Raw genomic sequence first — 18,250 nt, forward strand, 5'->3', positions numbered from 1 at the left:
ATATGGCACGTTCATTAAAAAAAGGTCCTTATATAGAGCATCATTTGGTAAAAAAGGTGGATGCAATGAACGAATCCGGCAAAAAGTCGGTGATCAAAACCTGGTCAAGAAGATCTATGATCTCTCCGGATTTTGTTGGACATACCTTTGCTGTGCATAACGGTAACAAATTCATCCCCGTATTTGTGACAGACAATATGGTAGGCCACAAGCTCGGCGAATTTGCTCCTACCAGGAATTTCCGTGGTCACATTGCCAAGAAAGATAAAGGAAAGAGATAATCATGGAAGCAGTAGCAAGATTAAAAAATGTTCCCACCTCTCCCAGGAAGATGCGCCTTGTTGCAGATTTGGTTAGAGGCAAGAAAGTAGGACAGGCGTTGAGTATCCTTAAATTTACACCTAACCATGGCGCTATCAGGCTGGAGAAACTGTTGCTTTCGGCCATAGCCAACTGGCAGGCCAAGAATCCGGATGAGAAACTGGAGGATGCTGAACTGTATATAAAAACCATCTATGTAGATGGCGGTAGGATGTTGAAAAGGCTGAGACCTGCCCCACAGGGAAGAGCCCATAGAGTCCGCAAAAGATCAAATCATGTAACTTTAATTGTAGATTCACTTAACGGTGAGGTTACCGCTGATGTTGTAGAATCAAATGAAAACGAAAGTTAAAATATGGGACAGAAAGTTAACCCAATTGGTTTAAGACTTGGTATCATTAAGGGTTGGGACTCTAACTGGTATGGTGGCCGCGACTTTGCAGATAAGCTGTATGAAGACCAGAATATCAGAAAGTATGTCTACGCTAGGATACCTAAAGGAGGTATCTCCAAAGTAATTATCGAGCGTACCTTGAAGAGGATTACGCTCACCATTCAAACCGCCCGTCCCGGAGTTGTGATAGGAAAAGGCGGTTCTGAAGTGGATAAGCTGAAAGAAGAGCTTAAAAAGCTTACCAATAAGGATGTCCAGATCAATATTTTTGAAATCAAGCGTCCGGAACTTGATGCGAAATTGGTAGGGGAATCGATTGCCCAGCAACTTGAAGCGAGGATTTCTTTTAGGAGGGCGATGAAGCAGGCGATCGCTGCGACCATGAGGGTCGGTGCAGAAGGGATCAAGATCAAGCTTTCCGGTAGACTTGGCGGTGCCGAAATGGCGCGTTCTGAAATGTACAAAGAGGGCAGAATTCCTTTGCATACTATCAGAGCCGATGTGGATTATGCAGTTTCTGAAGCCCATACAGTATATGGTATCATAGGTATCAAAGTGTGGATCTTCAAAGGTGAAGTATATGGTAAGAGAGACCTTTCTCCAAATGCGGGCGTAGCCAGTGAGTCAAAAGGCGGTGCACCGGCAGGCAGCAGAAGAAGAAGGGAAGGCGGCGGGCCGAAAAGAAGAAAAAGAAATAACTAATCACCCTTAACTGAGCGATCATGTTACAGCCAAGAAGAACGAAATATAGAAAAATGCATAAAGGGAGGGTTAAAGGTATTGCACAGAGAGGGCATACCCTGGCCTTTGGTAACTTCGGTATCAAGTCCCTTGAGCCTGGATGGATAACTTCAAGACAAATAGAGGCTGCCCGTATTGCCATGACGAGAGCAATGAAGAGGGAAGGCCAGGTTTGGATCAGAATATTTCCCGACAAACCCATCACCAAAAAGCCGGCTGAGGTGAGGATGGGTAAAGGTAAAGGAGCTCCTGAATACTGGGTTGCTGTGATCAAGCCAGGAACCATCCTTTTTGAAGCTACTGGTGTAAGCCTTGAGGTGGCACAGGAAGCCCTGCGTCTTGCCCAGCAAAAACTACCTGTAAGTACAAAATTTGTCGTACGTAGAGATTACGTTGGATCATAATCGAGATGAAAAATTCTGAAATAAATGCTCTTACAGAGAGCGAAATCGTTGAGCGCATAGCTGCGGAGCAGGAGAATCTGACAAAATTACGTTTTGCTCATGCCATTTCTCCCATAGAGAATCCGAATAAAATAAGGGAAACAAGGCGTTTGGTGGCAAGGTTAAAGACTTTTTTAAGGGCCAAACAACTAGCTAAATAAGAAATAAGATGGCTACTACAGAAAGAAATCTTCGTAAAGAACGAATAGGCAAGGTGGTGAGCAACAAAATGGACAAGTCCATCACGGTGGCAGTGGAGAGGCGGGTAAAACATCCTATCTACGGAAAGTTTGTTGCGAAAACTACCAAATTTATGGCTCATGACGAAAACAATGAATGCAACCCAGGAGATCTGGTGAGAATCAGTGAAACGCGTCCGCTGAGTAAGAGAAAACGTTGGAGATTGGTTGAAATAATAGAAAGGGCTATATAATCATGATACAGCAAGAATCAAGATTGAGTGTGGCGGACAATTCAGGCGCCAAGGAAGTGCTGGTTATCCGGGTATTGGGCGGAACCAGAAGAAGATATGCCTCCATTGGAGATAAAGTCGTCGTGACTGTTAAATCAGCCCTTTCATCCAGCAATATGAAAAAAGGTACCGTGACCAAAGCGGTGATAGTGAGGACCAAAAAAGAGGTCAGAAGAAAAGACGGGTCCTATATCCGTTTCGAAGATAATGCTGCCGTGCTATTGAATAACAATGACGAACCCAGAGGTACCCGTATTTTTGGCCCCGTTGCCAGGGAACTCAGGGAAAAGCAGTTTATGAAAATTGTATCGTTAGCCCCAGAAGTATTGTAATCATGGAGAGAAAGTTTAATAAGCAGCCAAAGCTGCACATCAGGACCGGTGATACCGTTTTGGTGATTTCCGGTGATGATAAAGGCAAGAAAGGTAAGATCCTTTCGGTGGACCTTAAGAAGAGAAGAGCCATAGTGGAAGGTTTGAATATGGTCACAAAACATATAAAACCGACCGCCAATTCTCCCCAAGGTGGCATTGAGAAAAAAGAGGCTCCTATCCATGTCAGTAACCTGATGTTGGTGGATCCAAAGTCTGGCGAGGCTACCCGTGTCGGTAGAAAAAAAGACGATAACGGCAAATTAGTGAGGTATTCAAAGAAAACTGGGGAGGTGATCAATGGCTAAACCTAGATTGAAAGAAAAATTTGTGAGCGATATTTCTCCCGAATTGAAGGAGAAATTTCAGTATAAAACCATCATGCAGGTACCCAAACTGGCTAAAATAGTCATCAACAAAGGTATCGGCGCGGCAGTGGCCGACAAAAAATTGGTAGACCAAGGTGTGGAAGAACTTTCTTTGATCACTGGTCAAAGAGCCGTGGCTACGAAAGCCAAAAATTCGATTTCCAACTTCAAACTCAGGGAGGGCATGCCTATCGGAGCTAAAGTCACCCTTAGAGGAGATCGCATGTACGAATTTTTGGATAGGCTTGTCAGCATAGCCCTGCCAAGGGTAAGGGATTTTAAAGGAATCTCTGAGAAAGGTTTTGATGGAAGGGGAAATTATACTTTGGGTGTTACCGAGCAGATTATATTTCCCGAAATCAGCATAGAAAAGGTAAACAGGATATCCGGGATGGATATCACCTTGGTGACGACTGCCGGAACAGATGAAGAGGCCTACGCGTTGCTAAAAGCCTTAGGTATGCCTTTTGTAAATAAACACAAAGACAATTAATTATGGCAAGAGAATCTATAAAAGCCCGTGAGAGAAAAAGAGAGCGTATGGTAGCGAAATATGCCAAGAAAAGGGCAGAGCTCAAAGCCGCCGGAGATTACGAGGCCCTGGATAAGTTACCCAAGAACGCCTCGCCGGTAAGGCTCCACAACAGATGTAAACTCACTGGCCGCCCAAAAGGATATATGAGGAAATTCGGTATCAACCGGGTAACCTTTAGGGAAATGGCTTCAGCAGGTAAGATTCCGGGTATAACCAAGTCAAGTTGGTAAAAATCATATAATAGTTTTTGTTCTAAATAATCATTGTGTAACTTTGCAGGCCCATTTGGGCTTTGCAGTTAGACTAACATAAATATGACTGATCCAATAGCTGATTATCTGACCAGGTTAAGGAATGCGATCAAGGCGTCCCACCGGATAGTAGAGATACCTGCTTCTAACGTGAAAAAGGAAATCACGAAAGTTCTTTTTGACAAGGGTTATATCCAGAATTACAAATTTGTTGAAGACGGACCTCAGGGCACCATAAAGATCGCCCTGAAATACAACCCCCAAACCAAAGAGAATGCCATTGTAAACCTTACCCGCATTAGCAAGCCAGGTTTAAGGAAATATGTAAATAAGGAGTCCCTTCCCAGGGTTATTAACGGATTAGGCATTGCCATTCTGTCGACCTCCAGGGGAATAATGACCGACAAAGAAGCCCGTACCGAAGGTATAGGTGGAGAAGTGCTTTGTTACGTATATTAAGTAATAGATATGTCTAGAATAGGTAAAAAACCGATAAATATACCTGCGGGTGTGACTGTAGACGTTTCTGATTTCAATCAGGTAACTGTTAAAGGTCCCAAAGGTACGCTGAAACAGGATGTCAATCCTGACATCTCTGTGGAGGTCAAGGATAATCAGGTGGTTTTGGACAGACCTACTGATGCCAAAAGACACAAATCCCTTCATGGCCTTTACAGGGCTTTAGTCAACAATATGGTTGTGGGGGTGAGTGAGGGATATAAGAAAGAACTCGAATTGGTGGGGGTTGGTTACAAGGCCAGCAACCAGGGTCAAGTATTGGAACTGGCGCTGGGATACTCTCACAATATCTTTTTTGCCATTCCGGAGGAAATTTCAATCAAAACAGAAACCCCTAAAGGGAAAAACCCTTTGGTGACTTTGGAAGGCATTGATAAGGAACTTATCGGACAGGTGGCTGCAAAAATCAAGTCGCTCAGAAAAGTTGAACCGTTCAAAGGAAAAGGTGTCAGGTTTGTAGGAGAGCAGGTTAGAAGAAAAGCTGGTAAAACTGCTGCTAAAAAATAATTAGAAGATGGCTTTTAATAAGAATTCAAGAAGATTGCGAATCAAAAAAGGTATCAGGAGAAAGATTTCCGGTACGGATTCCAGACCCAGATTGTCGGTGTTCAAAAGCAACACTGGAATATATGCGCAGCTAGTCAATGATTTGAAAGGTCATACCTTGGCCTCAGCCTCTTCAAAAGAACTTGGCGTAAAGAACAACATCAACGTGTCTGTCTCCAAAGAAGTAGGTAAAAAACTGGCAGAGAAAGCCGTTGCTGGCGGGATCAGCGAGGTGGTTTTTGATAGAAGCGGATACCTTTACCACGGAAATGTAAAAGCTTTGGCCGATGGAGCCAGAGAAGGAGGCCTTAAATTTTAATGATATTATGTCCCAAGTAAGAAAAAAACCCATTAGGGCTACAGATACTGAATTAAAGGAAAAAGTCGTAGCGATCAACCGTGTAGCAAAGGTTGTAAAAGGTGGTAGAAGATTTTCTTTCTCTGCAATCGTGGTTGTTGGAGATGGTAACGGAATAGTAGGTTATGGGTTGGGAAAAGCCAACGAAGTGACAGACGCCATTACCAAAGGTATTGAAGACGCGAAAAAGAACCTGATCAAAGTGCCGCTGTTTAAGGGAACCATTCCCCACGATCAGATCGGCAAATACGGAGGTGGACTTGTTCTGATCAAACCTGCCGCCCCTGGTACCGGTGTGCTTGCAGGCGGAGCGATGCGGGCCGTATTGGAAAGTGCCGGCTACACGGATATCCTGGCAAAATCCAAAGGGTCTTCTAACCCTCATAATGTGGTAAAAGCTACCATTGAAGCATTGGTTCAACTGAGAGATGCTTTGGCTGTTTCTCAGCAGAGAAGGGTCAAATTGTCAAAAGTGTTTAATGGTTAAGGATATGGCTAAGGTAAGAATCACTCAGATAAGAAGTACAATCAAGCGGCCCAAAAACCAAAAAGCCAACATCAAGGCATTGGGTTTGGGAAAGATCAATAGGACTGTTGAGGTGGAAAAAACACCGGTAATAGAAGGAATGATCCGAAAAGTTAGCCATCTTGTTCATATAGAAGAAGTTCAATAATTGTCATTCCTGTTGGCTTTTAAACGGTTGTGAACTTCTCCTTAAAAAATTTACTTTAAATGAAACTACATACATTAAAACCAGCCGAAGGTTCTGTTAAAGGCAGAAAAAGGATCGGCAGAGGCCAGGGATCTGGTCGTGGCGGTACTTCCACCAGAGGACATAAAGGTGCGAAGTCAAGGTCTGGATATTCGGCCAAATTGGGTTTCGAAGGTGGGCAGATGCCTCTCCAAAGGCGGATTCCTAAATTTGGTTTCAAAAATAGAAACCGGGTTGAATACAAACCTGTGAATTTGGCAGCCCTTCAGGAATTGGCTGACAAACTCGGAACAGACACCATTGATTTTGAGACATTGGTGAAAAACGGCATAGTTTCCAAAAAAGATCTTGTAAAAGTCCTAGGAACAGGCGAACTTACCTCAAAAATCAGTGTAAGTGCCCACGGTTTCTCTGCTTCCGCTGTTGCGGCCATAGAAAAAAACGGAGGAACTGTTAATAAGATTTAATCAATGAAAAAGTTCATTACAACAGTTAAGAATATCTTTTCCATAGAAGATCTAAGGATCCGTATTCTGAATACACTGGGTTTACTGGTGGTATTTAGGATAGGGTCTTTTATCGTTCTCCCTGGGGTTGACCCAAGTCGTCTTGGAGAGGCTGCTTCTGGAATATTTGGTTTGATAGACACTTTCCTGGGAGGTTCTTTTAGTAGGGCTTCCATTTTTGGTCTGGGGATCATGCCTTATATTTCCGCCTCTATCGTCTTGCAGTTGTTAACTGTTGGTGTTCCGTATTTTCAAAAACTCCAAAAAGAAGGTGAATCCGGAAGGAAAAGGATCAACCAGATTACAAGGGTCCTTACCATATTGATCACCCTTGCCCAGGGTATCGGCTACATTACCGCAACCATCCCTGATGAGGCCGTGGTGGTGAACAAGACCCTGTTCATGGCAAGTTCTTTGGTGTTGCTCACCTCGGGGACCATGTTTTGTATGTGGATCGGTGAAAAGATCACGGAAAAAGGCATAGGAAACGGTATTTCCATGCTGATCATGATCGGTATCATTTCAGCCTTGCCTGGAGCGATCATAGCAGAAAGCCTTTCAAAAGGCGGGGGAGGGATCCTGCTGCTTATCATTGAAGCCGTTATCTTGTTTTTTGTAGTGGTGGGCGTGGTTGCGTTGACAGAAGCTACAAGAAGAATTCCAGTACAATATGCAAAACAGGTCGTAGGAGGGAAAGTTTACGGAGGTCAGCGGCAGTATATACCTATCAAGGTAAATGCTTCCGGAGTGATGCCGATTATCTTTGCGCAATCGTTGATGTTTTTGCCGGCATTGATTGCGCAGATTTGGGCAGATACCAGTGACATTGCGTCGTATATAGGGACAACCTTTTCAGACTTTACGTCATGGCAGTACAATCTGGTGTTTGCGATAATGATCATCCTGTTTACCTTTTTCTATACCGCGATTACGGTAAATCCGGAGCAGATCGCTGAGGATATGAAACGGAATGGCGGGTTTGTGCCGGGAATCAAGCCTGGTGCCCCCACAGCGGATTTCATTGATAACATCATTTCCAGGATCACTTTACCAGGGTCTTTCTTGTTGGCGATTGTGGCCATCCTGCCTGCATTTGCCATCATTGCGGGTGTAAGTGGGGAGTTTGCCCAATTCTATGGAGGTACATCCCTTCTGATTATGGTAGGGGTTATATTGGATACATTAAGACAAATAGAAAGTTATTTGTTGATGCGTCATTATGAAGGCATGATGAAGAGCGGCAACATGAAAAACGACCCTTCCAGTTACGCGGTGGCTTAAATATGATACACTATAAGACGCGGGAAGAGGTTGAAATAATAAAAGAAAGTGCGCTGATCCTTGGAAAGGCGCATGGAGAAGTAGCAAAATATGTAAAAGAAGGGGTAAAGACCTCTTTTTTGGATAAAATTGCCGAGGAATATATCAGGGACAGCGGGGGCGTTCCGTCCTTCAAAGGTTACAATGGATTTCCCTACGCGCTCTGTATTTCTGTGAACGAAGTAGTGGTTCATGGATTCCCCGGCGAGTATGTTTTGAAAGATGGCGATATAATCTCAATAGATTGTGGAGTCTTTCACCAAGGTTATCATAGCGATTCCGCGTATTCTTACCCTGTTGGTGAAGTTTCCCCAGAAGTAGTGGCCCTCTTGAAAGCGACCAAGGAATCCCTTTATTTGGGTATTGAAAATGCAATATTCGAAAATAGAGTGGGGGATATCGGCAATGCGATCCAAAAGTATGTTGAAGCACAAGGGTACACTGTAGTGAGGGAACTGGTGGGCCATGGGGTAGGCAAAAGTCTGCACGAAGCTCCCGAAGTGCCCAACTATGGAAAAAGAGGCAGCGGACCGCTTCTGAAAGAGGGGTTGGTGATCGCCATTGAGCCCATGGTTAACTTGGGTACCCGGAATGTGGTGCAGGAAAGAGATGGCTGGACCATCAGAACGGCTGACAGGAAGCCATCCGCGCATTATGAGCATACCGTTGCGATATTCAAAGACAAAACCGAAGTCTTAACGACACATCGTTATATAGAAGAAAATTTTAAATCCTAAATATGGCTAAACAGGCATCTATAGAGCAAGATGGTACCATCATCGAAGCATTGTCCAATGCAATGTTTAAGGTGGAGCTGGAAAACGGGCATCAGCTGATTGCCCATATTTCCGGTAAGATGCGTATGAATTATATTAAGATTTTGCCAGGAGATAAAGTTAAATTGGAGATGTCTCCGTATGACCTCTCTAAGGGCAGGATAGTATATAGATATAAGTAAAACCGGGAACCGTTTAGGTCTGGGTTTTACCGAATTAATGAATAACGCGATATTGACATGAAAGTTAAAGCATCAATTAAAAAAAGAAGTGCTGATTGTAAAGTAATCCGGAGAAAAGGAAAGCTTTATGTGATCAACAAAAAGAATCCTAAGTTTAAACAAAGACAAGGTTAATTACTATGGCTAGAATTGCAGGTGTTGACATTCCCGACAACAAACGTGGTGAGATAGGCCTTACCTACATTTTTGGTATAGGCAGAAGCTCTGCCAGGGCCATCCTCGAGAAAGCAGGAATTTCTTATGACAAAAAAGCAGGAGAATGGGATGACGATGAATCTACTGCTATCAGGAATATTATTGCTGAGGAATTTAAAACAGAAGGTGTTTTGAAATCTGAAATACAGCTTAGTATTAAAAGGCTGATGGACATCGGATGTTACAGAGGCTTGAGACACAGAAAAGGACTTCCTGTTAGGGGACAGAAAACAAAGAACAACGCCAGAACCAGAAAAGGCAAGCGTAAAACTGTTGCTAACAAAAAGAAGGCAACTAAATAAATCCTGACATAGAATATGGCTCAGAAAAGAAACGAAAAAGCAAAAGGAAAAAAGAGGGTTGTTAAGGTGGAAGCAGTGGGCCAGGCCCATATCAAAGCGTCCTTTAACAACATCATCATATCCATTACCAATAACTCCGGCCAGGTTATTTCTTGGGCTTCTGCCGGTAAAATGGGTTTTAGAGGATCAAAAAAGAACACGCCTTATGCGGCACAAATGGCTGCCCAGAATTGCGGCCAGATGGCTTATGACCTTGGACTCAGGAAGATTGAAGTTTTTGTAAAGGGGCCCGGTGCCGGAAGGGAATCGGCCATCAGGACGCTGCAGAATGTTGGCTTGGATGTAACTACGATCATTGATGTGACGCCACTTCCCCATAACGGATGCCGCCCACCAAAACGTAGAAGAGTTTAATTTAAAGAGAATATAAAGCATGGCTAGATATAAAGGTCCAAAAGCAAAGATTGCCAGGAAATTCGGCGAGCCTATTGACGGGCAAAGCAAAGTTCTTCAAAAGAAAAACTATCCTCCCGGCATGCACGGCAGGGGCAGGAGAAAGAAGCAGTCGGAATATGCCATCCAATTGATGGAAAAGCAGAAGGCAAAATACATCTACGGCATTCTGGAAAGACAATTTGCCAGAATGTTTGACATTGCATCCAGAAAAAAAGGTGTTACAGGGGAGAATTTACTGCAGTTATTGGAGGCCCGTCTGGACAACACGGTGTACAGACTTGGGATTGCACCTACCCGTAGAGGCGCCAGGCAATTGGTTTCCCATAAGCACATCCTTGTGAATGGTGAAGTGGTGAATATCCCATCTTACCTTTTGAAACCCGGCGACGTGGTGTCTGTAAGGGAAAGATCAAAATCCCTGGAAGCGATTACAGAAAGCCTGAGAGGCCGGGGAGGCAGCAGGTTCTCATGGCTTGAGTGGGACAACGGATCTCTCAGCGGTAAGTTTGTCAGTATCCCTGTCAGAGAGGATATTCCTGAAAACATCAAAGAGCAGCTGATTGTTGAACTCTACTCTAAATAATAATTAACTTTCCGACTAAAAAGAACTATCGATATGTCCATATTAGCATTTCAAATGCCCGAAAAAGTGGTGATGGAAAAAGCCGATGACTTTCATGGCTTGTTTACCTTTAAACCACTTGAAAAAGGATACGGGGTTACTATTGGTAATGCGCTGAGAAGAATTCTTTTGTCTTCTTTGGAGGGTTATGCGATCACTTCAGTGAAGCTTCCCGGGGTGGTACATGAATTTTCCAGCATCGAAGGTGTGGTAGAAGACGTTACTGATGTTATCCTGAACTTAAAGCAAGTAAGATTCAAGAAAATCCATGATGCCATCGACAATAAGATTACTGTAGAGGTAAAGAATCAGGATGTTTTCACTGCCGGAGATATTGCCAAATTCACTTCATCCTTTGAGGTATTGAATCCTGACTTGGTCATATGCCACCTGGATGAATCCAGAAGCTTGGAAATAGAACTGACAGTTGATAAAGGCAGAGGGTATCTACCTGCTGAGGAGTCCAAACCAAAAGAACAGATATATGGGGTAATTCCCATTGACGCCATTTTCACGCCTATCAAAAATGTAAAATACAGGGTGGAAAACACCAGGGTGGAACAGAAGACTGACTTTGAACAGTTGATCATGGAAGTGTCTACAGACGGCTCTATCCATCCGGAAAAAGCCCTCCAGGAATCCGCCAAGATCCTGATCCAGCATTTTATGCTGTTTTCAGATCAGACCATGGTCATCGATGCCCCAGGCAGTGGAGCCATTGAGCCGATAGATGAGGAATACCTGCATATGAGAAAGCTTTTGAAGACTTCTCTCAGCGACCTTGATCTTTCAGTAAGGGCTTACAACTGTCTGAAAGCTGCCGATGTCAAAACATTGGGAGATCTTGCCAGGTTGGAAATTTCGGATATGATGAAATTCAGAAACTTCGGTAAAAAATCCTTGGCTGAATTGGAGCAGCTGATCCAGGAAAAGGGACTTACTTTTGGAATGGATCTTTCTAAGTATAAACTTGATGAAGAATAATTAAAAATGAGACACGGTAAAAAATTTAACCATCTTGGTAGAACCGCCTCACACAGGAAGGCCATGCTTTCCAATATGGCTAAGTCGCTTTTGGAGCATAAACGCATCAGCACCACCGTCGCCAAAGCAAAAGAGCTGAGGAAATATGTGGAGCCCTTGATTACGAGAGCCAAAGAGGATACTACGCATAACAGAAGGGTTGTCTTTTCGTATTTGAAACACAAGGAGGCCATTAAAACCCTTTTCGGTGAAGTGGTGGAAAAAGTAGGCAACCGTCCCGGAGGATATACCAGAATCATCAAAACAGGATTCAGGTTGGGCGACAATGCGGAAATGTGTATCATCGAGTTGGTGGATTTCAATGAATTGATGCTTAAGGAAGCTCAGCCTGCCAAAAAAGCGGGCAGAAGAAGAAGCAGAAGGGGTGCCGGTAAAGCCGGAGCCGCCAGCTCATCAGCTCAGGAGGAGAATGTGGCCGATGAGGTGGCTGATTCGAAGGAAGAGAAAGGTGAGAAAGACAAAGCTGCTGCTCCTGAAGCTGCTGCCAAGACTGACAAAAGTTCTAAAAAAGAAGACTCAGAAGCTTCTGAAACTGCCAATGATGATAAGAAAGCAGAATAATCTATGCTTGAACATTAATATAATTAAGGGGATTGGACTTTGGTTCAATCCCTTTTTTTATATCCTTTCTGCTTTTTTGCTGTCATCTACTTAGAAAATTCTTAAATTTGCCTATCAAAAATAAAAATGAATAAGAAAAAAGCAACCCTTCTTTTGGCCGATGGCACCGTTTTTACCGGAAGCTTAGTAGGTAATCATGGGACCAACGGCGGAGAAATATGTTTTAACACCGGAATGACCGGCTATCAGGAAATTTACACCGACCCTTCCTATACCGGACAGATCATCGTCAATACCACGCCCCATATCGGTAACTACGGGGTGATCGATGAAGAAGCGGAATCCGAGCATCCCCTGATTGCCGGTATTGTGGTGAATGACTTTTCCCAGGTATATAGCCGCCTCGATGCCAAACAATCCTTGCAGGAATATCTTGAATTTCACGGTATAACCGGGATAGCGGATGTGGATACCAGAAAGCTGGTGCGCCATATCCGGTCCAAAGGAGCCATGAATGCCATCATAAGCTCCGATATCGAAGATTTGGAGGAGCTCAAAAAAGAATTGGCGAAAGTTCCTGATATGGATGGCCTGGAGCTTTCCTCCCATGTGTCCACCAAGGAAAGTTATTACTTTGGTAGTGAAGATGCTCCGATCAAAGTGGCTTGCCTGGATTATGGAATCAAGAAAAACATACTGAGATGTCTTTCAGAAAGAGGGATTTACTGTAAAGTCTTTCCGGCGAAAACCTCTCTGGCTGAAATGGAGGCATGGGGTCCTCACGCTTACTTTTTGTCCAACGGTCCGGGGGATCCCGCCGTGATGGAATATGCCGTGGAGACGACCAGGGAGATTTTAGCCTTGGACAAGCCCCTTTTTGGGATATGCCTCGGGCATCAGATTTTGGCACGGGCCTGTAACGTGTCCACCTACAAAATGCACCATGGGCATCGGGGATTGAACCACCCCATTAAAAATTTACTCAGCGGTAAAAGCGAAATCACCTCACAAAATCACGGGTTTGTAGTCAATAAAGAGGATATCGAAAACAATCCGGAACTCGAAGTGACCCACGTTCATCTCAATGACGGGACTGTGGCAGGTATCCGGTTGAAAAACAAGCCCGCATTTTCAGTACAGTACCATCCGGAAAGCTCTCCCGGCCCGCATGATTCAAGGTACTTATTTGACCAGTTCATTTCTTTCATTCAGAATTAAATCATAAACCTATTTATTGTTATGACATTGATACAATCTATTCACGCTAGACAGATTTTAGATTCCAGAGGCAACCCTACCGTGGAGGTGGACGTGGTTACTGACAATGGGGCATTTGGTAGGGCCGCGGTACCTAGCGGCGCTTCTACGGGTGTCCACGAAGCAGTAGAGCTCAGGGATGAGGACAAAAACGTATATATGGGCAAAGGCGTGCGGAAAGCGGTAGCCAATGTAAATGATGTGATTGCCCCTGAATTGGTAGGTTTTGATGTTTTTGAACAGAACCAGATCGACCAGCTCATGATCAGTCTGGATGGCACAAAAAACAAATCCAAGTTGGGAGCCAATGCCATTTTGGGTGTTTCTCTTGCCGTGGCCAAAGCCGCCGCTATGGAAGCCGGACAGCCTCTGTATAGATATATCGGAGGGGTTAACGCCAACACACTTCCTGTGCCCATGATGAACATCCTCAATGGTGGGTCACATGCTGACAATGCCATCGATTTTCAGGAATTCATGGTGATGCCTGCGGGAGCCGAATCTTTCTCAGAATCTTTAAGAATGGGAACACAGATTTTTCACCATCTTAAATCTGTCTTGAAATCCAAAGGCTTATCCACCAATGTAGGTGATGAAGGAGGTTTTGCCCCTAACTTGAGGTCAAACGTAGAAGCCATAGAAGTAGTGCTACAGGCTATAGAAAAAGCGGGTTTCAAACCTGGTGAAGATGTATTCATTGCCATGGATGCGGCTTCTTCTGAGTTTTATGACGAAGAAAGGGGGTTATACGTTTTCAAGAAATCCACCGGTGATGAACTGACTTCTGAGCAAATGGCGGATTACTGGAAAGATTGGGTAAGCAAATATCCTATCAAGTCCATAGAGGATGGCATGCACGAGGATGATTGGAAAGGATGGAAGCTGATGACGGAATCAGTTGGAGACAAAATCCAGATCGTTGGGGATGACCTGTTTGTAACGAATGTAGAAAGGTTGCAGAAAGGTATCGATGAGAACATTGCCAATGCCCTTTTGGTAAAAGTAAACCAAATAGGCTCCTTGACCGAAACCATCAACGCGGTGGACCTGTGTCATAGGAACAGGTACAAGTCCGTGATGTCTCACCGGTCAGGTGAAACCGAAGATGCTACCATTGCTGATTTGGCGGTCGCCCTGAATACCGGGCAAATCAAGACAGGCTCTGCCTCCCGCTCAGACAGGATGGCGAAATACAACCAGCTTTTGAGAATCGAAGAGCAATTAGGGGATTCAGCTTATTTCCCGGGTTTGAAATTTTAAAGGCCAATAAGTGTCATTAAGCCATGAAAAGCAGCCTCAGGGCTGCTTTTCCGGTTTTTGAAGGCAAACCGATTTGATGTTTACCGGAACCTGATCCAAGGCAGTGTGTAAATCATCATCGTTTTCATACCTACGATGTGGAATGTTTCTGTACTCAACGCCAACGGTTAATGACGGACCTTCAAAAACCCACGGTTCGAGTACATATTTTCCGTTGGATTTTGACAAATAGGAACGTTTTCTGTTCATAACCGTCTCCAAAAGCTTCTTGGTCCCATCGGACGGCAACGCATTTTGGCAGATAGTTAAAGAAAGTTCATCACTCCATTTTAGAATACGATAATAATTTTCCGCCTCTTTTTCACCGATTGATAGTCGCCGGAGAAATTTTTTTTGTCTGTCCTTCTGTTCCGCTATAAATTTTCGGGCGTTGATTTGATCGACATTTTTATATAATTCTTCCAAATGTTTGGAAATCAGCAAAGCTATCCAAGTGGATTTACAGGCAGCGGTATGTGATATCCGGACAACCTGGTCACTGTCGAACGCAAACTCTTTATAAGATTTTGGGTAGCCTTTTCCATTGATATGGAAATTTCCTGACCAACCCATTCTGCCGTCATCGTGATCGGCTATCGCCACCAAAGTTTCCAGCCAGAATTTATCCCTTGGCCAGACGGAGGGTTTCAGATGATGGGCAAGGTTGGCCGCCATTAAACCATGTGCCCGTTGAAAGATGATTTCAAAGTGGCTTTCCAGATCATTTACTATCATAAAGAATATATTTGCCAAGCAGGATCAAAAAGTTTACCAGGATTTCGGTCCGGTCAACTGGCATATGGGTTCTCGCTATTTTGGAAGAAGACAACTTAGGTCCGATGTCTTGCGTTTGTAGATAAATAAAGGTGCTTTATGGAGCAGGCGGATATGGAAGAAAGCCCCTCGCAACCTGATTTTTTTGATACTTGCTTCATTTCATCTAAATCTTGATATGAATTTATATATTTGTAAAAAACGCATGGGTTATGGCAAAATACCTGAAATACACCAAAAACTTCTACTTTATTTTTACCGTTTTATTTATTGCGTGGATGGTTTTTATGGACACCAATGATATCGTAAGTCATTTTACGCTTAGGGCAAAACTTAAGGATTTGGAAAAACAGAAGGAGTTTTACTTGGAACGAAAGGAAAAAATCCAGGAGGAAAGGGAAGAGCTGATGAGTAATTATGAGCTGCTTGAAAAATTTGCCCGGGAAAGGTATTTGATGAAAAGAAAAACAGAGGACCTGTATGTTATTGTGGAAAAATAAAAACCCGTTTCCCCCAGCTTTTTTATTGTCGCTATTCCTTATAGCAGCAGGCTTAAATGACCTCTATGCCCAGCGGGAAATATACCTTGAAGATCACCCGCCTTTAAAGGAAAGGATGTATTTTGGAGGAAACCTGAGTCTCCAATTTGGTACCCTTACGTTTATAGACGTTTCCCCTTTGGCAGGGGTCATGGTCACCGAAAAGTACTCTGCAGGAGTCGGGGCTACCTACCAGTATTTCAATAACCGGTTTTATCGGAATGCAGCTGCTCATGTCTATGGGGGGAGAATATTCAACCGCTACAATGTTTTGCCACGCATTTTTGCCCATGCCGAATATGAAGTATTGAATGTGGAGGTCGCCAATGAAGTTCCCAATTCCAGTGAGGTGATTTTCACCAGGGATTGGGTCCCTGGATTATTGATGGGGGCAGGATATTTTACGCCTTTTGGAAATAGGGGAGGTATGAATTTCATGCTGCTCTACAACCTTACCTATGATAATCTTAGGTCGCCTTATAATGAACCTTATGTGATAAGAGTGGGTTTTGTATTTTAAAGCAACGATCATGGCTTCATTTATAGACCGACTGCATCAAGCCCACAATTCTTGTCCCGAATGTCCCTCCCCTAAAATTATCAGAAGATTTTTTGAGGATATCCTGGGGGTTTTGTTTCCCGAACATACCAATGAAATTCTCAGAGAAAGGGGCAGTCTTGAAATGAAGCTGTTTGACCTTCAGGTTCAGTTGAAAAAAATACTTCTTAACCACAATAACCTTCATGGAGGTGACGGAGAGAAACTGGGAGCGGCTTTTTTTGAACAGTTGGAGGATATCTACCAACTTCTTCAGGAAGATTTGGATGCCATGTATGCAGGCGACCCAGCTGCCAAGTCCAAGACAGAAATCATCCGCTGCTATCCCGGTTTTTATGCCGTTTCTGCTTACAGGATTGCCCATTTGTTATATGTACTGGGCGTATCACTTATACCGAGGATGATTACCGAGTACGCCCATAGCAAAACAGGCGTGGACATTCATCCGGGCGCTACTATAGGGAGGTATTTCTGTATTGATCATGGTACGGGTATCGTAATAGGTGAAACTACCCAAGTGGGGGATCACGTGAAGCTGTATCAGGGCGTGACCCTGGGAGCCTTGAGTGTGAATAAAGAAGATGCGGACAAGAAAAGACATCCTACCATTGAAGACCATGTGGTGATATATGCAGGGGCCACTATATTGGGCGGGGACACGGTGATAGGAAGAGAAAGTGTCGTAGGAGGAAACGTGTGGCTAACGAAAAGTATCCCACCCAAAAGTAAAATTTATTACCAAACAAAAATATACGACGGATCATCTAATCTGACCGATTTTTATGTGTTGAAAAACGATGCATGAGTGTCAGGTTGTTGTCTTGATATCCATTTACAATCCCAACATAGATGAAGTTATTTGAACTGATCGGCAATACGCCATTGATTGAGTTAGTACATATTCCTACAAATCCCAAAGTAAAAATTTTTTGTAAGCTGGAAGGACAGAATCCCGGTGGCTCTGTAAAGGACAGGGCTGCCTATAACATGATCCGGGCAGCAATTGAAAGAGGCGAAATCCGAAGAGGATCCAGGCTGGTAGAGGCGACCAGCGGCAATACAGGTATAGCCTTGGCCATGGTGGCCAATTTGTTGGGGGTGGAAATGACGCTCGTGATGCCGGACAGCTCAACCAAAGAGAGGGTGCTGTCTATGGAAGCATATGGTGCAAAAGTCATCCTTACTCCAGCCGAGAGAACCATAGAGTATTCCAGGACAGTAGCAGAAGAAATGGCCGAAAATGAAGGCTATTATATGCTTAACCAGTTTGCCAACCCCGACAACTATTGGGCCCATTACCACACCACTGGTCCTGAAATTTACAAAGATACACAAGGGAGAATTACCCACTTTGTTTCCGCTATGGGTACCACGGGTACGATCATGGGCGTTTCACGGTACCTGAAGGAAAAGAATCCGGCCATACGCATCGTGGGCACCCAACCTACTGACGGTTCAAGTATTCCGGGCATCAGAAGGTGGTCACCGGAGTTTCTTCCTAAAATTTACGATCCGGCCCGGGTGGATGAGGTACTGGATGTGAGTGAGGAGCAGGCGACCCTGATGACCCGCCGGATGGCAAAGGAAGAGGGGATACTGGCAGGCATGAGCAGTGGAGGGGCATTGCACGCTGCCCTCGAACTTTCGAAAACACTGGAAGAGGGCCTGATCGTCTGCGTCACCTGTGATAGGGGAGACCGCTATTTGAGTTTGGACCTGTTTGGTTGATGTCCCTGATTTTAGATTGGGTGTTGAGATCCCTCTGA

At 44.1% G+C, this 18,250-nt stretch carries 32 protein-coding genes; 31 read left to right on the top strand and 1 reads right to left on the bottom strand.

The features are described from left to right. Nucleotides 1-2: 2 nt before the first annotated feature. The 27 genes from rpsS (at nucleotide 3) to eno (ending at nucleotide 14,573) form a co-directional block, all read left to right on the top strand. The gene (gene rpsS, locus ACFPFU_RS06455) at nucleotides 3-281 is read left to right on the top strand and encodes a 30S ribosomal protein S19 (RefSeq protein ID WP_010856292.1); all 279 of its coding nucleotides are present in this window, start codon (nucleotides 3-5) and stop codon (nucleotides 279-281) included. Nucleotides 282-283: 2 nt separating this feature from the next. Next, nucleotides 284-673 carry a 50S ribosomal protein L22 gene (gene rplV / locus ACFPFU_RS06460; protein WP_377062676.1) on the top strand — a complete coding sequence of 130 codons (390 nt, stop codon included), beginning with the start codon at nucleotides 284-286 and terminating at the stop codon, nucleotides 671-673. Between the two features lie 3 nt (nucleotides 674-676). Then, nucleotides 677-1,417 carry a 30S ribosomal protein S3 gene (gene rpsC, locus ACFPFU_RS06465; protein WP_377062678.1) on the top strand — a complete coding sequence of 247 codons (741 nt, stop codon included), beginning with the start codon at nucleotides 677-679 and terminating at the stop codon, nucleotides 1,415-1,417. A gap of 20 nt (nucleotides 1,418-1,437) precedes the next feature. Then, a complete protein-coding gene (gene rplP / locus ACFPFU_RS06470; protein ID WP_377062680.1) occupies nucleotides 1,438-1,860 on the top strand; it encodes a 50S ribosomal protein L16 in 423 nt (140 codons plus the stop codon). 5 nt (nucleotides 1,861-1,865) lie between these two features. Then, nucleotides 1,866-2,060, top strand: coding sequence for a 50S ribosomal protein L29 (gene rpmC, locus ACFPFU_RS06475; protein WP_377062682.1), 195 nt, complete (start codon nucleotides 1,866-1,868; stop codon nucleotides 2,058-2,060). A gap of 8 nt (nucleotides 2,061-2,068) precedes the next feature. Next, nucleotides 2,069-2,332: a 30S ribosomal protein S17 gene (rpsQ, locus tag ACFPFU_RS06480; RefSeq protein ID WP_377062684.1), complete on the top strand. Its 264-nt coding sequence runs from the start codon at nucleotides 2,069-2,071 to the stop codon at nucleotides 2,330-2,332. Nucleotides 2,333-2,334: 2 nt separating this feature from the next. After that, complete coding sequence (rplN, locus tag ACFPFU_RS06485) at nucleotides 2,335-2,703, top strand: 50S ribosomal protein L14 (RefSeq protein ID WP_377062686.1); 369 nt, start codon at nucleotides 2,335-2,337, stop codon at nucleotides 2,701-2,703. A gap of 2 nt (nucleotides 2,704-2,705) precedes the next feature. Beyond that, entirely contained in the window at nucleotides 2,706-3,050 is a 345-nt protein-coding gene (gene rplX / locus ACFPFU_RS06490) for a 50S ribosomal protein L24 (protein ID WP_377062688.1), read from the top strand. Beyond that, complete coding sequence (gene rplE, locus ACFPFU_RS06495; protein WP_377062690.1) at nucleotides 3,043-3,603, top strand: 50S ribosomal protein L5; 561 nt, start codon at nucleotides 3,043-3,045, stop codon at nucleotides 3,601-3,603. The genes rplX and rplE overlap by 8 nt, the downstream gene beginning before the upstream one ends. A gap of 2 nt (nucleotides 3,604-3,605) precedes the next feature. After that, complete coding sequence (rpsN, locus tag ACFPFU_RS06500; RefSeq protein ID WP_377062692.1) at nucleotides 3,606-3,875, top strand: 30S ribosomal protein S14; 270 nt, start codon at nucleotides 3,606-3,608, stop codon at nucleotides 3,873-3,875. A gap of 84 nt (nucleotides 3,876-3,959) precedes the next feature. Further along, nucleotides 3,960-4,355: a 30S ribosomal protein S8 gene (rpsH, locus tag ACFPFU_RS06505; protein WP_377062694.1), complete on the top strand. Its 396-nt coding sequence runs from the start codon at nucleotides 3,960-3,962 to the stop codon at nucleotides 4,353-4,355. Between the two features lie 9 nt (nucleotides 4,356-4,364). Then, the gene (gene rplF / locus ACFPFU_RS06510; RefSeq protein ID WP_377062696.1) at nucleotides 4,365-4,922 is read left to right on the top strand and encodes a 50S ribosomal protein L6; all 558 of its coding nucleotides are present in this window, start codon (nucleotides 4,365-4,367) and stop codon (nucleotides 4,920-4,922) included. Between the two features lie 7 nt (nucleotides 4,923-4,929). Further along, nucleotides 4,930-5,280: a 50S ribosomal protein L18 gene (gene rplR / locus ACFPFU_RS06515; RefSeq protein ID WP_377062698.1), complete on the top strand. Its 351-nt coding sequence runs from the start codon at nucleotides 4,930-4,932 to the stop codon at nucleotides 5,278-5,280. Nucleotides 5,281-5,287: 7 nt separating this feature from the next. Further along, the gene (gene rpsE / locus ACFPFU_RS06520) at nucleotides 5,288-5,806 is read left to right on the top strand and encodes a 30S ribosomal protein S5 (RefSeq protein WP_377062700.1); all 519 of its coding nucleotides are present in this window, start codon (nucleotides 5,288-5,290) and stop codon (nucleotides 5,804-5,806) included. A 4-nt stretch (nucleotides 5,807-5,810) separates the two neighbouring features. Further along, entirely contained in the window at nucleotides 5,811-5,993 is a 183-nt protein-coding gene (gene rpmD / locus ACFPFU_RS06525) for a 50S ribosomal protein L30 (protein WP_377062702.1), read from the top strand. Nucleotides 5,994-6,052: 59 nt separating this feature from the next. Then, entirely contained in the window at nucleotides 6,053-6,499 is a 447-nt protein-coding gene (gene rplO, locus ACFPFU_RS06530) for a 50S ribosomal protein L15 (protein WP_377062704.1), read from the top strand. Nucleotides 6,500-6,502: 3 nt separating this feature from the next. Next, nucleotides 6,503-7,819: a preprotein translocase subunit SecY gene (gene secY / locus ACFPFU_RS06535; protein ID WP_377062706.1), complete on the top strand. Its 1,317-nt coding sequence runs from the start codon at nucleotides 6,503-6,505 to the stop codon at nucleotides 7,817-7,819. Nucleotides 7,820-7,821: 2 nt separating this feature from the next. Continuing rightward, the gene (gene map, locus ACFPFU_RS06540; protein WP_377062708.1) at nucleotides 7,822-8,595 is read left to right on the top strand and encodes a type I methionyl aminopeptidase; all 774 of its coding nucleotides are present in this window, start codon (nucleotides 7,822-7,824) and stop codon (nucleotides 8,593-8,595) included. Nucleotides 8,596-8,597: 2 nt separating this feature from the next. Beyond that, nucleotides 8,598-8,816 carry a translation initiation factor IF-1 gene (gene infA / locus ACFPFU_RS06545; protein ID WP_015264095.1) on the top strand — a complete coding sequence of 73 codons (219 nt, stop codon included), beginning with the start codon at nucleotides 8,598-8,600 and terminating at the stop codon, nucleotides 8,814-8,816. Between the two features lie 57 nt (nucleotides 8,817-8,873). Continuing rightward, entirely contained in the window at nucleotides 8,874-8,990 is a 117-nt protein-coding gene (gene ykgO / locus ACFPFU_RS06550) for a type B 50S ribosomal protein L36 (protein WP_009053196.1), read from the top strand. 5 nt (nucleotides 8,991-8,995) lie between these two features. Beyond that, complete coding sequence (gene rpsM / locus ACFPFU_RS06555) at nucleotides 8,996-9,373, top strand: 30S ribosomal protein S13 (RefSeq protein ID WP_377062710.1); 378 nt, start codon at nucleotides 8,996-8,998, stop codon at nucleotides 9,371-9,373. Between the two features lie 15 nt (nucleotides 9,374-9,388). Beyond that, nucleotides 9,389-9,787 (top strand): 30S ribosomal protein S11, encoded by a 399-nt coding sequence (gene rpsK / locus ACFPFU_RS06560; protein WP_377062711.1) that lies wholly within the window; start codon nucleotides 9,389-9,391, stop codon nucleotides 9,785-9,787. A 19-nt stretch (nucleotides 9,788-9,806) separates the two neighbouring features. Further along, entirely contained in the window at nucleotides 9,807-10,412 is a 606-nt protein-coding gene (gene rpsD / locus ACFPFU_RS06565) for a 30S ribosomal protein S4 (RefSeq protein ID WP_377062712.1), read from the top strand. Between the two features lie 33 nt (nucleotides 10,413-10,445). Beyond that, nucleotides 10,446-11,435 (top strand): DNA-directed RNA polymerase subunit alpha, encoded by a 990-nt coding sequence (locus ACFPFU_RS06570; RefSeq protein ID WP_377062714.1) that lies wholly within the window; start codon nucleotides 10,446-10,448, stop codon nucleotides 11,433-11,435. Between the two features lie 6 nt (nucleotides 11,436-11,441). Next, on the top strand, nucleotides 11,442-12,056 hold the full coding sequence (gene rplQ, locus ACFPFU_RS06575; protein WP_377062716.1) for a 50S ribosomal protein L17: 615 nt from the start codon (nucleotides 11,442-11,444) through the stop codon (nucleotides 12,054-12,056). Between the two features lie 126 nt (nucleotides 12,057-12,182). Beyond that, on the top strand, nucleotides 12,183-13,274 hold the full coding sequence (gene carA / locus ACFPFU_RS06580) for a glutamine-hydrolyzing carbamoyl-phosphate synthase small subunit (protein WP_377062718.1): 1,092 nt from the start codon (nucleotides 12,183-12,185) through the stop codon (nucleotides 13,272-13,274). Between the two features lie 21 nt (nucleotides 13,275-13,295). Beyond that, nucleotides 13,296-14,573: a phosphopyruvate hydratase gene (gene eno, locus ACFPFU_RS06585; RefSeq protein ID WP_377062720.1), complete on the top strand. Its 1,278-nt coding sequence runs from the start codon at nucleotides 13,296-13,298 to the stop codon at nucleotides 14,571-14,573. A 36-nt stretch (nucleotides 14,574-14,609) separates the two neighbouring features. On the opposite strand, the gene ACFPFU_RS06590 is transcribed toward eno, so the two are convergent. Beyond that, on the bottom strand, nucleotides 14,610-15,347 hold the full coding sequence (locus ACFPFU_RS06590) for a DUF3891 family protein (RefSeq protein ID WP_377062722.1): 738 nt from the start codon (nucleotides 15,345-15,347) through the stop codon (nucleotides 14,610-14,612). Nucleotides 15,348-15,598: 251 nt separating this feature from the next. Between ACFPFU_RS06590 and ACFPFU_RS06595 the strand changes: the two genes are divergently transcribed. From ACFPFU_RS06595 to cysM, 4 genes are read left to right on the top strand one after another with little or no spacing between them, the layout of a single operon-like run. Then, a complete protein-coding gene (locus tag ACFPFU_RS06595) occupies nucleotides 15,599-15,886 on the top strand; it encodes an FtsB family cell division protein (RefSeq protein WP_377062724.1) in 288 nt (95 codons plus the stop codon). Further along, nucleotides 15,867-16,445, top strand: a complete 579-nt coding sequence (locus ACFPFU_RS06600; protein WP_377062726.1) for a hypothetical protein — start codon at nucleotides 15,867-15,869, stop codon at nucleotides 16,443-16,445. Before ACFPFU_RS06595 ends, ACFPFU_RS06600 begins: the two co-directional genes overlap by 20 nt. Nucleotides 16,446-16,455: 10 nt before the next feature. Further along, a complete protein-coding gene (gene epsC / locus ACFPFU_RS06605) occupies nucleotides 16,456-17,289 on the top strand; it encodes a serine O-acetyltransferase EpsC (protein WP_377062728.1) in 834 nt (277 codons plus the stop codon). Nucleotides 17,290-17,333: 44 nt separating this feature from the next. Next, complete coding sequence (gene cysM / locus ACFPFU_RS06610) at nucleotides 17,334-18,212, top strand: cysteine synthase CysM (protein WP_377062730.1); 879 nt, start codon at nucleotides 17,334-17,336, stop codon at nucleotides 18,210-18,212. The last annotated feature ends 38 nt before the right edge of the window (nucleotides 18,213-18,250 follow it).

The sequence above is a fragment of the Negadavirga shengliensis genome (genome assembly GCF_042652345.1).
In the GTDB taxonomy this organism is placed as follows: domain Bacteria; phylum Bacteroidota; class Bacteroidia; order Cytophagales; family Cyclobacteriaceae; genus Negadavirga; species Negadavirga shengliensis.

Coding starts and splice junctions, on each gene's coding strand:
- rpsS (WP_010856292.1), top strand. CDS start 3: ATGGCACGTTCATTAAAAAAAGGTCCTTATATAGAGCATCATTTGGTA.
- rplV (WP_377062676.1), top strand. CDS start 284: ATGGAAGCAGTAGCAAGATTAAAAAATGTTCCCACCTCTCCCAGGAAG.
- rpsC (WP_377062678.1), top strand. CDS start 677: ATGGGACAGAAAGTTAACCCAATTGGTTTAAGACTTGGTATCATTAAG.
- rplP (WP_377062680.1), top strand. CDS start 1,438: ATGTTACAGCCAAGAAGAACGAAATATAGAAAAATGCATAAAGGGAGG.
- rpmC (WP_377062682.1), top strand. CDS start 1,866: ATGAAAAATTCTGAAATAAATGCTCTTACAGAGAGCGAAATCGTTGAG.
- rpsQ (WP_377062684.1), top strand. CDS start 2,069: ATGGCTACTACAGAAAGAAATCTTCGTAAAGAACGAATAGGCAAGGTG.
- rplN (WP_377062686.1), top strand. CDS start 2,335: ATGATACAGCAAGAATCAAGATTGAGTGTGGCGGACAATTCAGGCGCC.
- rplX (WP_377062688.1), top strand. CDS start 2,706: ATGGAGAGAAAGTTTAATAAGCAGCCAAAGCTGCACATCAGGACCGGT.
- rplE (WP_377062690.1), top strand. CDS start 3,043: ATGGCTAAACCTAGATTGAAAGAAAAATTTGTGAGCGATATTTCTCCC.
- rpsN (WP_377062692.1), top strand. CDS start 3,606: ATGGCAAGAGAATCTATAAAAGCCCGTGAGAGAAAAAGAGAGCGTATG.
- rpsH (WP_377062694.1), top strand. CDS start 3,960: ATGACTGATCCAATAGCTGATTATCTGACCAGGTTAAGGAATGCGATC.
- rplF (WP_377062696.1), top strand. CDS start 4,365: ATGTCTAGAATAGGTAAAAAACCGATAAATATACCTGCGGGTGTGACT.
- rplR (WP_377062698.1), top strand. CDS start 4,930: ATGGCTTTTAATAAGAATTCAAGAAGATTGCGAATCAAAAAAGGTATC.
- rpsE (WP_377062700.1), top strand. CDS start 5,288: ATGTCCCAAGTAAGAAAAAAACCCATTAGGGCTACAGATACTGAATTA.
- rpmD (WP_377062702.1), top strand. CDS start 5,811: ATGGCTAAGGTAAGAATCACTCAGATAAGAAGTACAATCAAGCGGCCC.
- rplO (WP_377062704.1), top strand. CDS start 6,053: ATGAAACTACATACATTAAAACCAGCCGAAGGTTCTGTTAAAGGCAGA.
- secY (WP_377062706.1), top strand. CDS start 6,503: ATGAAAAAGTTCATTACAACAGTTAAGAATATCTTTTCCATAGAAGAT.
- map (WP_377062708.1), top strand. CDS start 7,822: ATGATACACTATAAGACGCGGGAAGAGGTTGAAATAATAAAAGAAAGT.
- infA (WP_015264095.1), top strand. CDS start 8,598: ATGGCTAAACAGGCATCTATAGAGCAAGATGGTACCATCATCGAAGCA.
- ykgO (WP_009053196.1), top strand. CDS start 8,874: ATGAAAGTTAAAGCATCAATTAAAAAAAGAAGTGCTGATTGTAAAGTA.
- rpsM (WP_377062710.1), top strand. CDS start 8,996: ATGGCTAGAATTGCAGGTGTTGACATTCCCGACAACAAACGTGGTGAG.
- rpsK (WP_377062711.1), top strand. CDS start 9,389: ATGGCTCAGAAAAGAAACGAAAAAGCAAAAGGAAAAAAGAGGGTTGTT.
- rpsD (WP_377062712.1), top strand. CDS start 9,807: ATGGCTAGATATAAAGGTCCAAAAGCAAAGATTGCCAGGAAATTCGGC.
- ACFPFU_RS06570 (WP_377062714.1), top strand. CDS start 10,446: ATGTCCATATTAGCATTTCAAATGCCCGAAAAAGTGGTGATGGAAAAA.
- rplQ (WP_377062716.1), top strand. CDS start 11,442: ATGAGACACGGTAAAAAATTTAACCATCTTGGTAGAACCGCCTCACAC.
- carA (WP_377062718.1), top strand. CDS start 12,183: ATGAATAAGAAAAAAGCAACCCTTCTTTTGGCCGATGGCACCGTTTTT.
- eno (WP_377062720.1), top strand. CDS start 13,296: ATGACATTGATACAATCTATTCACGCTAGACAGATTTTAGATTCCAGA.
- ACFPFU_RS06590 (WP_377062722.1), bottom strand. CDS start 15,347: ATGATAGTAAATGATCTGGAAAGCCACTTTGAAATCATCTTTCAACGG.
- ACFPFU_RS06595 (WP_377062724.1), top strand. CDS start 15,599: ATGGCAAAATACCTGAAATACACCAAAAACTTCTACTTTATTTTTACC.
- ACFPFU_RS06600 (WP_377062726.1), top strand. CDS start 15,867: ATGTTATTGTGGAAAAATAAAAACCCGTTTCCCCCAGCTTTTTTATTG.
- epsC (WP_377062728.1), top strand. CDS start 16,456: ATGGCTTCATTTATAGACCGACTGCATCAAGCCCACAATTCTTGTCCC.
- cysM (WP_377062730.1), top strand. CDS start 17,334: ATGAAGTTATTTGAACTGATCGGCAATACGCCATTGATTGAGTTAGTA.